The organism is Pseudoalteromonas sp. S4492, from assembly GCF_005886115.1.
Classification (GTDB): Bacteria; Pseudomonadota; Gammaproteobacteria; order Enterobacterales; family Alteromonadaceae; genus Pseudoalteromonas; species Pseudoalteromonas gelatinilytica.
On sequence record NZ_PNCP01000036.1, the window covers coordinates 123,733 to 137,311 of the forward strand.

Consider the following 13,579-nt stretch of genomic DNA (forward strand, 5'->3'; position numbering starts at 1 on the left):
ACTGCTAGTTACGCGTTACTATTTACATGTAAACACGCAGCAGCACCAATGAATGGAATGTTGTCTTGTGTTACAAGCGTAACGGGGATCTGTGAAGTATATTGCGACATAATGCCTTTGTCTGCAAAACGCTCTACAAATCGACTAGATAATAGACGTTGTTGCATGCGAGGTAAAATACCACCACCAATAAATACGCCACCTAAAGCACCGAATGTCAGGGCTAAGTCCCCTGCTACGCTGCCGATCCAATCACAAAATTGATTAAGTGTTGCATCACACACTTCGCATTGACCAGTGGTTGCAAGCTCGCTAATTTGTGCTGCATCTAAATTTTTTGCTTCAACACCTTTTACCGCTGCCATAGCACGATATAAATGTGCTATCCCTGGGCCCGAGAACACAGTCTCAACAGATACATGATTTAACTGCTTTTTAAGCTCAGTGATTAACAAGCGGTCTAATTCTGTCACTGCCGCAAGAGAAATATGCCCTGCTTCACAGCTAAGAACAGCGCTGCCTTGTGATGTGCGAACTAAACACGCAGCACCAAAACCAGTGCCTGGTCCCATAACCGCAATGTTCGCATTTTCATCAGCCTGACCTGCTTTAACAGCCATATTTTGCGTATCATCTAAATAAGGCGCCGCATAGGCAAATGCTGCAAAGTCGTTGATGACTTCAAGTTGCTCGAATGAGAATTCTGCTTTTAAATCCGCAACATTAAAGTGCCAGCCAAGGTTCGTTAAGTGAACTTGGCCTGCTTTAATTGGGCCTGCTACTGCTAAACATGCACGGCTTGGCTTTGGAGATGAAATTTGGCTGAAGTACTGGTTAATTGCACTTTCTAATGAGCCAAAATCAGCACTTGGGAATGTTAAATTGTGCTCGATAACAAACTGGTTAGTTTGTGCATTAAAGTCAGTGATTAAAGCGAAACGAGCGTTAGTGCCGCCGATATCGGCAACAAGAATAGGAGCAAATTCTGTGGTTGTCTGTGTGTTCATGATGTTTTCTCTATTTGTCTAAGCTAGTTGCCGCTTATTTTTCTAGTTTTCAATGGCAAAGCCACTGTGTCTGCTAAACTTTGGGTCATTACCTCAAAGAAGCTATCTTTTGTATTAAAAAAATGCTGCCCAAATGAATGGGCAGCCAAATACGTTTTGACAACAAAATGATAAAACAGTGACATTATGACACCGGTGTCAGATTGGGATCAATAAAAATTTTCATTATTTGTGCATGCATACGTATTTATTGGAAAAACCTGCGTATTAAGTATCGAAAAAGCATTTATATACGCATAAAAAATGCCTAGCTGTGTACAGAACAGCCACACACACGCCGCTTGTCACAAATAGCTTGAAAAAAATAATAAATAGCCGAAAATGGCAAATACTACTTCTGTTATTTGGTAACCATATGAAAGGTAAGGCGACATCTTTTGACATTGCACATTATGCGGGTGTGTCGCAGTCAACCGTGTCTCGCGCGCTGCGAAATAGTCCTTTGGTCAACGAAGAAACGCGTCGACGTGTTCATGAGGTAGCAAAGCAGCTCAACTATAAAGTTGATAAAAATGCTAGTAACTTAAGAACACAGCAAAGTAGCACCCTCGCCCTGTTGTTATTTGAAGATCCCACTTCGGATGAATCACAAATAAACCCTTTCTTTTTGGCAATGCTTGGCAGTATTACTAGAGCCTGTGCGAAAGAAGGCTACGACTTACTGGTGTCGTTTCAGTCGAGTAGCTCTGATTGGCAAGCCGATTACGAAGACAGCCACCGTGCAGATGGCTTAATTCTGCTTGGTTATGGTGATTACCTCGATTATCAACCTAAATTTAAAACCTTAATTGATCAACACACGAAATTTGTCTGCTGGGGTGCAAGTGTTGATAACCGCCCAGATTTGACGGTGAGCTGCGATAACTACGGCGGTGGTAAATTAGCAGCAGAACATTTACTTGCAACCGGTAGAACTGATTGTGCATTTATCGGCGATGCTTCTGATCATAGCCCGGAGTTTTTTGCCCGCTACCAAGGCTTTAAAGATGCATTTTTAGCAAAAGGCATCAAACTTAACGAACGTAAAATGGCGAATGCCATTTCGACAGAAGAATCTGGCTATCACGCGACTCGCTCTCTCATAGCAAATAACATTCGCTTTAACTCATTATTTGCCGCCAGTGACCTTATTGCTATTGGTGCTATTCGCGCATTGAAAGAAGCAAAAATAAAGGTCCCTGATGATGTGCATGTTGTTGGCTTTGATAACATTGCTGTTGCCAGCTTTGTAAACCCACCACTCACCACTGTTCAACAAGACACCACTCTTGCCGGGCAAATGTTGGTCGATAACCTGCTCAAGCTTATTCGTGGTGAAGATGTAGAGAATACCCTTTTACCACCGCGATTAATTATTCGCGGTTCGAGTGTTTAATTTTGTGGCGATAACAGCCTTGTTATCGCCTACTTCCTACTCAACCAGACACTGATTGCATTAAAATTAGTTTTTTTTCGATTTACCCAAGACTATTACTTCGAAAAAGCAGATAATTACACCTATTATGATGAAAATGCTTATCTGGCATAACGCTTTAGATGGCAACGCGCACAAAGGTGGAATTTTTTAATGGAAATTAAAGTTAATTTTCTCGACAACCTCAGACTTGAAGCCAAGTTTGATGATTTCTCTGTCATTGCAGACCAACCTATTCGCTATAAGGGTGATGGCACTGCACCAAGTCCATTCGATTACTTCTTAGCATCTTCTGCATTGTGTGCGGCTTACTTTATTAAAGTGTATTGTAATTCACGTGATATCCCGACTGACGGTATTCGTGTTGCGCAAAACAATATCGTTGACCCAGAAGACCGCTATAACCAAATTTTCCAAATTCAGGTTGAGTTACCAGAAAGCCTTTCTGAGAAAGATCGCACGGGTATTTTACGCTCTGTTGAGCGCTGTACAGTTAAACGTGTTATTCAAACTGGCCCTGAATTTAAAATCGATACTGTTGAAAGCATCGAAGCTGATGCGCAAGCAATGCTGATGGCAAAACCAGGTGATGACAGCAACACGTTTATTTTAGGTAAAGATTTACCACTTGAAGAAACCATCGCAAATATGACTGCCATCCTTGAAGAGTTAGGGATGAAAATCGAGATTTCTTCTTGGCGTAATATTGTGCCAAATGTATGGTCACTTCATATTCGTGATGCAGCTTCGCCTATGTGTTTTACTAATGGTAAAGGTGCAACGAAAGAAAGCGCGCTATGCTCAGCTTTAGGCGAATTTATTGAGCGCTTAAACTGTAACTTCTTCTATAACGACCAGTTCTTAGGTGAAGACATTGCTAATAGTGAGTTTGTTCATTACCCAAATGAAAAGTGGTTTGCTCTGACTGAGGATGACTCTCTACCAGAGGGCATTTTAGATGACTATACCCGTGAAATTTATAATCCAGATGGTGAGCTATGTGGCTCACACCTAATTGATACCAACTCTGGCAATAAAGAACGTGGCATCTGTTCTATTCCTTATGTACGCCACTCTGACGGTGAAACTGTTTACTTCCCATCAAACCTAATCGAAAACTTATTCTTAAGTAATGGTATGAGCGCAGGTAACAACTTTGCCGAAGCAAAAGTACAATGTTTATCTGAAATTTTTGAACGTGCTGTTAAGCGCCAGATCATTGAGCAAGAAATTGTTTTACCAGACGTACCAGAGGACGTTTTAAACAAATACCCAGGGATTGTTGCGGGTATTAAGGGTCTTGAAGAACAAGGCTTTCCAGTTGTTGTAAAAGATGCCTCACTAGGCGGCCAGTTCCCTGTCATGTGCGTAACACTCATGAACCCTAAAACTGGCGGTGTATTTGCCTCTTTTGGTGCGCACCCAAGCTTTGAAGTGGCGTTAGAGCGCAGCTTAACTGAGCTATTACAAGGTAGAAGCTTTGAAGGCTTAAACGATGTGCCTAAGCCAACGTTCAATAGCATGGCTGTGTCTGAGCCGGAAAACTTTGTAGAGCACTTTATTGATTCAACTGGCGTGATTTCATGGCGTTTCTTCAGCGCTAAGCACGATTATGATTTTGTTGAGTGGGATTTTTCTGGTAGCAATGAGGAAGAAACGGCGAGCTTATTCGGTATATTAGAAAGCTTAGGTAAAGAAGCCTACATTGCTGAATTCTCAGACCTTGGTACTGCATGTCGCATTTTAGTGCCTGATTACTCAGAAGTGTATCCAGTAGAAGACTTAATCTGGGACAATACCAATAAAGCACTTAACTTCCGCGAAGATATCTTAAACCTGCATCGTTTATCAGAAGATCAACTTGCTGATCTCGTTGAACGTCTTGAACAAAGTGAACTTGATAACTACATTGATATCATCACCTTAATCGGCATTGAATTTGATGAAAACACTGTATGGGGTCAGTTAACGATTCTTGAGCTGAAGCTACTTATTTACCTAGCACTTGGTGATTTAGAAGCTGCAATGGAGCTTGTTGAAGCATTCTTACAGTATAACGACAATACCATTGTTGAGCGCGGCCTATTCTACCAAGCAATGCACGCAACGTTGGAAGTCGCACTTAGCGATGACCTTGAGATTGAAGATTACATTCATAGCTTCACCCGTATGTTTGGTCAAGAAACGATGGATGCAGTTGTTGGCTCAATCAACGGCGATGTAATGTTCTATGGTTTAACAGAAACCAGCATGAAGCTTGAGGGCTTAGATAGACACCTTCGTTTAATCGAAAGCTACAAAAAGCTACACACTGCTCGCGCTAAAAAAGCTGGGCTATAATCAGGTAAATCGAGCTGTAAGCAACCAACTTACAGCTCCACCCCTTTGTTTAATAAGGGAATTAATTAATATCTCAATAAAACACTTACATTTTAATGTAATTGCACTGTAAGCAACCCTACCTTGTCCAGTTCTGTTTAAACTGATAAATTTCGCTCAAGTTTCACCCTATCGATTTTTTTAAATGGACTTAAAAGGCTTTATTACTGCCCATCTTATTCTACTTGTCCTGTTTTGCTCTCACCCTTGTTTTGCAAAAATAACAATTGGTGTATCGAGCGAAAATGGCGAATCATTAAAGTACTCACGTAAAGACTTTCACGGTGAATTAAAATCGGCTTATAGCTGTGTGATCAATCACCTAGATACCGATTACGATGTTATCACTGTACCGCAAGCACGGCTTATCAAAATGTTGCAAAACAATGAAGTAGATATAGCCATGCCACTTTTATTATTACCACAGAGAGATCTATTTGCGGTTCGCTCAGCAACAATTTATCAAGTTGGATATGAACTGATAAGCCAAAGCGCAGACCCAGATTTGAGTATCGAGAATTTACGCAGGCAGGCTAACTTGAACGGTATCGTGTATAAACGCGGTACTGGGGCACGTACCTTAATGCTTAAATATTTAGGCATTGATAAAAATGAATCGCTAAGCCATGAGCATCAAGTCAGTACATGGCAACAAGCCGTTGATTTCGTAGCTAAGAATAGAGCTGGTATCACAGCCCTACCGACTGTAATTGCAAAAGATATCGAGCCTCACCACTTTAATGGCGTTACGCGTATTAAAATGCCAGACCACCAATTAGGGCTATATATGTCATCACGTTTTGCCAAAAGTGCTGAAGCTACTGCTATCAACGATGCATCAAAAAACTGTAAAGAAATTAGATAAACGATAGGTTATTTAATTTGCTCAGTCTTAAGCTCAGCTAAACGGCTTTCGACTTGTAAACGCTCTTGCTCTGTTAGTTCGCCATAAAACTTGGGGTATGGCCAGCCATAACCCCAACGAAAGCTGGTAGGTAAAAAAGGTGTGCCACCCACTCTGACCCCAGCAAGCATCAAAAGCGCAATTTCTTGCTCACCTACTTTTGCAACACACTTTTTTAAATCAACGTCAGCTTGCTCTCGCTGCTTGAAAGTACCGCCTTGCCAATATGCAAGGTCATGAGCTGTACAGCAAGCCAACCATAAGTTTTTATGTTCTAAGGTGCCATCAGGAAAAGAGCTGCAACCATCTGTAGTGAAGGGTTTAAGTTCAGCACTACTGGTAATAGAAACATGAAAAAATAACATCAAACCTAGGATAACGTTAGGATAATTAGCCACGCTCAAGACCTTAAGTAACGACTTAATACTCAACTTGGTACGCAAACCCTTCACAACTCAGCGCTTTTTGGCAATCAGTATCTGCATGAGCACTGATATAACACTGTCCATATACAATCGCGTTGCCACCCCTTTGCTGTACTTTACTTTTAAGAGTATCTTGGAGTTGATTTCTAGAGCCATCAATATCATCAAACGGACCCGCTTGTGGTAAATGCATATCACTTTCTAATTGGCAATAATAGCTCGAAACCTGGCCAAGAAATGTTGCTCTATAGCTCACTAATTGGCGATCTGTAAATACTTCAACATTGTGACCTCGTACTGAAGTTTCAACATCACCAAGCACATATTCACCCACGTTTGTATTTATTGCACAAGAACACAATAAGCTAACACTCAATAAAGTAGATAAAACCCTATACATATTTGTACCTTCCCTGCATTGATTGATCGGCTTCTAACTCCGCCAAATAATAATGGCTTTTGTTAACTGAACTAAAGATAAGCAATCTTAACGTACCTATATAGGGAAATCACAATTAAATTGTAAAAAAGTGCAAAACAAAAAAACCGCCTAGATTAGTTCGGCGGCTTAATTATTTAAGTAGTTATTTAAAAGAAGCTTACTTTGCTAATGTTTCGGCTGCTTTTTCTGCAAAAAGGTTACCTAGTTTTATATAGTAATTACTTTTATAGTGCCATTTATCTTCAATGAATTCGACAGGTTCATCAAAGGCGATTAAATGAGCATTAGCATTTGATTTAACAAACTTTTTTTGAGCATCCCATACACTCTCTATATATGGCATCATGCGTGTTTCTGGTGTTTTACCAGAGTCTTCGATTCTGCCAAGAATGATTGGTAACTTTTTATTGCCAAATGTCATTTTCATATCATTCATTAGGCTTGTTAAATTAGCTAAATAAACCTTAGATGCTTGCTCATGATAGGCATCGGCCTCACCCTGCATCCAAATGATCCCTGCTGGGACTAAAGTATCTGCTTCACCATCACCGTCTATATCATTATTAGCTAACGCAGATCTTACTGTAGTTTGAAAGTTATCCCATTGGTTGATCTTGGAGTTGTCAGCATAGTTCTGCCCCCACGTACCAAAGCCAGATGCCCCAAGCGCAATAGATGAGCCACCACGCGCATATTTAATAATGGCTATTTTTTTACCCGTGAGCTCAGATAAACGTTTACCAAAACTCAATTCAGGGCCAAATCTATCAGATAAAATAATTGCATGATCTGTCGATCTTGCGCCTGTACCAAAGCCCGGCATTAAATTAGTCCAAACACCTTTGCCACCATTTAATGCATCATCAGCAACCGGGTTACCAAAAAAGAGTAACGTATTTTCAACTGGTTTTTTATACTGCGCTGGTAGGTCTTTATTAAAGCCAAATCCTTCCATATTTGATTGGCCGCCCATAAAGTAAAGCAAATAGTCATCCGCTTTACTTTGCGTACTCATTGCGAGTAAAGCACATAAGGCTAGTTTTTTTAACATCATTTTCCCTTGCTCCAAAAGCAACATGCCCAATAAATATTGGGCATGTTAATTACGTTTTTACTTCAATGCGTCTTCAACAACTGGGTAATGATCCCACACATGTTTATCGCTCACTGAACGGAGTAACTTGATATATTCAGCGTGAGTCCAAGCAAGTGGTGTGGCTGAATTTGTCCCCTCACCTAATTGATAGCCTGCTTTATTGTTACCTACGCCATCCCAAACTTGTTCAGGTAACATCATGCCTTCATTGGCAAATGCTTCCATACCTTTTACATAGGTGTCTTTAATCGCTTGTTGCTTCATCGCATCTAGGCTGTTGGTTGCGTTTGCAGCAGCGATTTCATAGTGACCACGCTCACCTGTGAAAAACGGCCATACACGACCACGTTGACCCGGGGTGTTGTTACCACCTTCAGCGTAGTTGTTACCTGTCATTTGGTCTTCACCGTAACCATCGTTACCATAGCGGCGGTAGCCTGGGTACGAGCCCGAGCCATCAGCAAAATTAAAGGTGTAGCGTACTTGTAGGTTATCAACTAAGGTTTCATCATCATACTCTGGTAATGTTTTTACAATGCTTGGCGCAAGTGCATCACGTACACCATAACGTACAAGCTCTAAGAAACCACCATCAAGGATCTGCTTTTTGTCAAAACCTTCACGGCCATTATTAGCATTAAGTGTGGTTGATGAGTTTGGATCTTTGTCTTGACCGATACGAATGAAATATTCACCATCGCTGTTTTCAGACTTTAGGTTACCTTGAGTCGTAAACATTGTGCTTTCAATTTCACTGTTGTAGGTTTTAGCCGTTGCTAGGTAACGCTCTGCATTTTTAGTGTCACCTGCTTTTTTAGCAATATCAGCAGCCGTCACTAGGCCTGCAACAACCGCAGCAGTTGTTGATGGAGAAAAACCATTTTGTTCTTCCCAGCGCTCTTGTTGCGTTGCTGGCGGTGTGATTTGCGTGTCATTCCAAAGAATTTTCGCAAGACCACCATCAACTAAGAAATCAGCAGCTGGTTTTAACATTTTGCCATACCAATCTGTCAGCTCTTGATCGCTAAGTACGCCAGCTTGATGTAGTTTCCACGCTAACATAATTGGCATTGCTGTTTGGTCAAGCTGAACACCTACCCACTCAAGCTCACCATCAACGTGCGTCTTTTGTAAGAACCAACCCGTATCACCACCATTGCCTGGCGTGTTATCTGTTACTTGTACTTTTTCTAGATATTCAAACGCCGTTTTTGCGGTACGTGTATCACCCATGGCCATAAATGCCATCGCAACTTGATAGAAATCACGTACCCAAACCGCTTTATAACCGGTAGAACCTGTTTTAGCTGATACTGTTTCACCCCAAGGGTTAGACAGTGACGCAATTAAAGCACCGGCATGCGTTTTATCTTCTTGCGCTTTTAACACCATGGCGCTGGTATAAAGCAACTTACCATTATCTGCGGTGCTGTTAGTTAATGTGCTCAAAGGTTCAAGGCTTGCTAAGTAGTCTTGCCAACCAATTGCAGTACCCTCACCGTTATATGCTGCAAGCACTTTTTGGTAACCTTGATTTAAACTTGCTTGACCTTCTTTTAAGCTTGCAGCTTCAGAGTTACCAAAACTTAACGCTAAATCAAAAGTAGTGTTTTTTGATACTTCGCCAAGCTCTGCAAGTAAGCTTACATTGCCCGGCTTATCACCGGTATTTTGGTAAGTCGTTGATAGTGATTGCGATGCTTTTAACTCTTTTAAGCCATCACTCACACCTGTAAAGCCAACGCTTGCTTGCTTAAATGGTTGAGCGGCTTGTAAAGATAAAAAGTTATCATCTTGCCAAGCAACTAGGCCCTTATCAGTCACTTTTGCGAAATCGTCTAAACCATTGTTATCGATGTAAGGATTCACATTAACGTAGGCTTTCACACCTTCAAGGTCGGTATTAAATACGCTACGAACAAACAAAGTTTGGCCGTTTGGATCTGTAAAGATATGTTTTTCTAAGGTGAAACGACCTTGCTTATCTTTACTTACGACTTTGTAAGCAAGCGATAATGGGCGACCTGCGTCGTCTTTGTATAAATAATCAATGCTTACATCAAGATCATCGTTCTCTGTAACGGTAAAGTCTTTACCAACTACAACAAATTGCATATCTTTGATTTGTGCTTGGTGAATTAAACCAAACATGGTTTCGGTGATCATGCCTTTCGCGATTGAAAACCAAACTTTTGATACTTTGCCGGTAGCAGCTGCGTCGCTATAGTGGCCGTCTTGGTATTGCTCGTAAGAGGTACCAATCCCCGTTTTGCCAGAGTATGCCCAAAAAGGCTCAACACCCGGTGCTCCAGGTGCAGACACCTGCTCAACTGCTGTATTAACTGTTTGTTCTGAACTACAAGCTGTTAAACCTAACGCTAACAAGCTTGCTGTAATGAGATTAAATTTTTTCATGGTGTGTCCTTATTATTGTTGCTTAACGCGCAGTACAGCGACCGCTGCTAGTACGAATGACACTGCACCTAGCACTAACGCATAAATCGGTTGATTATCAAAAAAGTGACGTAAAATTAGGCCTAATACGCTTGCCGCTAAAAGCTGCGGAATAACAATAAAGAAGTTAAAAATCCCCATATACACACCCATTTTTTTACTTGGTACTGAGGTACTTAACATTGCGTATGGTAAAGATAGAATTGACGCCCAAGCAAAACCAACCCCAATCATTGGCCAGATCAGTAAACTTGGATCTTTGATAATAATGAAGCTGACCAAACCCAATGCACCTAGCACTAGGTTGATAGCGTGGGCCATTTTTAGTCCCACCTTTTTAACGATAACCGGAATACACATTGCAGCAATGGCAGCAAAACCATTGTAAGCGGCAAATAACACACCAACCCAATCCGCACCGTTATTGTAAGCAAGAGAGCTTGTGTCAGTGCTGCCGTAGTGGAAACTGGTTACTGCCGAAGTGGTGTAAATCCACATTGCAAATAATGAGAACCAGCTAAAAAATTGTACCCAAGCCAATTGTTTCATCGTTTCTGGCATAGTGAATACATCATTCACAACTTGATAAAAGCCACCACTGGTTGCGTTTTTAGCCTTTAAAGCACCAGCAATAAATTGAATAACACCAAAGCTAATCAAACCACCAGCAAGTAAATAAAGCTCTTTTTCAAGCGATAGACCCGTAACAATACCAAGTACCACAAGGCCAAGAACCGTAAAGATTGCAGCGCCTTTGTTAAAGTTTACATCACTTTGAACATCGCCCGAGTCATCGCTTTGCTCTTGTTTATGAAAGCTTTCAAGTTCTTCTGGTGAATATTCTTTAGTAGTAAAGACAGTCCAAAACACAGCAATAATTAATACTACTGCGCCAAAGTAAAACGAGAATTTTACAGAATCTGGAATTTGCCCTGCAGGTGCAGTATTAGCAATATCGAACCAGTTAGTCATCATCCAAGGTAATGCAGAGGCGACAACCGCACCAACACCAATGAAGAAGCTTTGCATTGCATAACCAGTTGCACGTTGCTTTTTCGGTAAGTTATCACTGACAAGAGCACGGAATGGCTCCATAGTTACGTTAATTGACGCATCCATGATCCATAACATACCCGCCGCAATCCACAGGCTTGGTGAGTTAGGCATAATAAATAACGATAACGTTGTTAAAATAGCCCCATAGAAAAAGAACGGACGACGACGACCTAACTTATTCCATGTTTTATCACTCCAATAACCAATGATCGGCTGAACAATAAGGCCTGTTAATGGTGCTGCAACCCAAAGAATTGGAATATCATCAACATTGGCACCTAAGGTTTGAAAAATACGGCTTACATTACCGTTCTGTAATGCAAAGCCAAATTGGATTCCAAGGAATCCAAAACACATATTCCATATTTGCCAAAAGCTTAGCGTTGGTTTGTTATTATTCATAGTCAGCCTTTAAGGTAAATACTGCACTGCTTAAGCCGTTCAGTTGTAATTGAATTGGCGCCTTTGTTGAAGCCTCAGAAATCACAATGTCAGCATGATTTTCGAGGTTATCAGTTAACGTTAAACCACTGTGGTTAAGCTTAGGTAATAACGCTTGCTTAAGTGTTAGCTCAATATTTTGTGGGTTTTCTGAAAAGTTACTTACTACAAGCACTAGTTGTTGACCTAGCTTGCGCGTAAAAGCAATGACTTGTTCTGAGCCTGTCAATTCAACCGCTTGCATATCACCGCCAACAATGGCAGGAAGTGTGTTTAACGACATTAACTTGGTGTAGTAAGCGCGAAGATCAGCTTGCTGCTTTGAAAGCGCACCGCCATCGAATTTACCATTATTCATCCATGCTTGATGCGCAGGTACACCCATATAATCGAAAATGCTGGTACGCGTTGGGTCGCCAAAACCACCGTCCTCAGAGCCATCTTCACCGACAGCTTGACCAAAATAAAGTAAGGTTGGCGAGCGCGACATCAATGTAGATACCACCATCGCTGGCTTACCTTTTTCACTACTACCAGCGAAATCTGGGCTAGCAATACGTTGCTCATCATGGTTTTCTAAAAAGTGCAGCATATGCTCTTCAATATCCGCCACTTGGCTTTGGATATCGAAAATAGTATCCGCTGATTGCTTGCCTTGCATCACAGCTTTAACCGTGTCGTAAAAACCGACTTTGTCGTAAAGGTAATCCATCTTACCTTGCTGGATATAAGGGCGATAAAGCGTTGGGTTATATACCTCAGCCAAAATAAAGGCATCGCTTTTTTGCATCTTGATTGATGAGTTCAAAAAGCTCCAAAACTCAACAGGCACCATTTCTGCCATGTCATAACGGAAACCATCGACACCTTTATCTAACCAATAAAGCGCGATATCACGGAATTTATACCAGCTATTTGGCAGCTCTTTATCTTGCCAAAAGGCATAATGCGCGCGGTAATCTTTATCTGCGTAATCAGCGGGTAGCGTCGGGAAATCGTAGCTGCCATCTGGTTTCACACCATAATTAATTTTAACGGTTTCGTACCAATCATTGATGTCAGGTTTAGCGGCACGTGCCCCATTACCCGTCCACTTTGCTGGGGTTTCGGCAAACTGATTATCAGCAAGAGGGTGCGGGTTACCACCTAGCACTTGGTAGTTATCGCTGGTAGGGACTTGAAATGACTGCCCTGTTACATAGTAAAAGTTATTATCGCGAGCATAGGTTTTCGTCGTGTCATCATCAGCACCAAAATCCTTTACGCCTTCAGGCTTGGCGACCGACTCATAGTTACGCGCTACGTGGTTTGGCACAATATCAATAACAACTTTCATACCGTGCTCATGAGTACGATTGATTAGCTCTACAAACTCCTCTAAGCGGCGCTCAGGGTTAATTGCTAAATCAGGATTAACATCGTAATAATCCTTCACAGCATAAGGTGAGCCTGCACGGCCTTTGACAACATCAGGGTCATCTTGAGACAAACCGTATTCAGTATAGTCAGTTACTAAAGCATGACGCGGTACACCAGTGTACCAAACATGTGTTGTACCTAGCTCTTTAATGCCTTGTAGTGCAGCATCATTAAAATCAGCGAATTTACCTACCCCATTTTCTTCTAATGTGCCCCACGGTTTATTAGTGGTGTTAGTGTTACCAAATAATCGAGTGAATACTTGGTATACCACAGGCTTAGAGATAGCTGCTTGGTTAGATTCTGATTGCTGCTGTTGCGTGTTCTGCTGTACTGGCGCATCGTTACCACAGGCAGTTAAACCTAAAACCGAAGCCACTACTAACGCAGTTAGTTTGTATGTTGTCATCATTACTTCATTTTTCTGTAAATATCAGTTCATACTAATGTTAAGGGCTGCATACGGACAGTAAATGCATACG

At 41.4% G+C, this 13,579-nt stretch carries 10 protein-coding genes; 3 read left to right on the top strand and 7 right to left on the bottom strand.

The genetic code is table 11. From position 1 onward, the window contains the following. Positions 1-8: 8 nt before the first annotated feature. Positions 9-1,007 (bottom strand): glucokinase, encoded by a 999-nt coding sequence (gene glk / locus CWC28_RS11215; RefSeq protein ID WP_138625163.1) that lies wholly within the window; start codon positions 1,005-1,007, stop codon positions 9-11. A gap of 415 nt (positions 1,008-1,422) precedes the next feature. Here glk and CWC28_RS11220 point away from each other — a divergent pair, with 415 nt between their 5' ends. The 3 genes from CWC28_RS11220 (at position 1,423) to CWC28_RS11230 (ending at position 5,725) form a co-directional block, all read left to right on the top strand. Next, positions 1,423-2,442: a LacI family DNA-binding transcriptional regulator gene (locus CWC28_RS11220; RefSeq protein WP_105174036.1), complete on the top strand. Its 1,020-nt coding sequence runs from the start codon at positions 1,423-1,425 to the stop codon at positions 2,440-2,442. Positions 2,443-2,634: 192 nt separating this feature from the next. After that, positions 2,635-4,821 (top strand): OsmC domain/YcaO domain-containing protein, encoded by a 2,187-nt coding sequence (locus CWC28_RS11225; RefSeq protein ID WP_138625164.1) that lies wholly within the window; start codon positions 2,635-2,637, stop codon positions 4,819-4,821. Between the two features lie 184 nt (positions 4,822-5,005). Then, positions 5,006-5,725, top strand: a complete 720-nt coding sequence (locus tag CWC28_RS11230) for a hypothetical protein (protein WP_063705686.1) — start codon at positions 5,006-5,008, stop codon at positions 5,723-5,725. A gap of 8 nt (positions 5,726-5,733) precedes the next feature. Here CWC28_RS11230 and CWC28_RS11235 read toward each other — a convergent pair whose 3' ends face one another. The 6 genes from CWC28_RS11235 to CWC28_RS11260 all read right to left on the bottom strand — a co-directional run bounded on the left by CWC28_RS11235 (position 5,734) and on the right by CWC28_RS11260 (position 13,506). Beyond that, positions 5,734-6,162 (bottom strand): hypothetical protein, encoded by a 429-nt coding sequence (locus CWC28_RS11235; RefSeq protein WP_502704931.1) that lies wholly within the window; start codon positions 6,160-6,162, stop codon positions 5,734-5,736. A gap of 22 nt (positions 6,163-6,184) precedes the next feature. Next, on the bottom strand, positions 6,185-6,589 hold the full coding sequence (locus tag CWC28_RS11240; protein WP_138625165.1) for a hypothetical protein: 405 nt from the start codon (positions 6,587-6,589) through the stop codon (positions 6,185-6,187). A 199-nt stretch (positions 6,590-6,788) separates the two neighbouring features. After that, the gene (locus CWC28_RS11245) at positions 6,789-7,685 is read right to left on the bottom strand and encodes a sialate O-acetylesterase (protein ID WP_171038306.1); all 897 of its coding nucleotides are present in this window, start codon (positions 7,683-7,685) and stop codon (positions 6,789-6,791) included. Between the two features lie 57 nt (positions 7,686-7,742). After that, positions 7,743-10,142: a glucan 1,4-alpha-glucosidase gene (locus CWC28_RS11250; protein ID WP_138625167.1), complete on the bottom strand. Its 2,400-nt coding sequence runs from the start codon at positions 10,140-10,142 to the stop codon at positions 7,743-7,745. Between the two features lie 12 nt (positions 10,143-10,154). After that, a complete protein-coding gene (locus CWC28_RS11255) occupies positions 10,155-11,639 on the bottom strand; it encodes an MFS transporter (RefSeq protein ID WP_138625168.1) in 1,485 nt (494 codons plus the stop codon). Next, complete coding sequence (locus CWC28_RS11260; protein WP_138625198.1) at positions 11,632-13,506, bottom strand: alpha-amylase family glycosyl hydrolase; 1,875 nt, start codon at positions 13,504-13,506, stop codon at positions 11,632-11,634. The genes CWC28_RS11255 and CWC28_RS11260 overlap by 8 nt, the downstream gene beginning before the upstream one ends. Between the last annotated feature and the right edge of the window lie 73 nt (positions 13,507-13,579).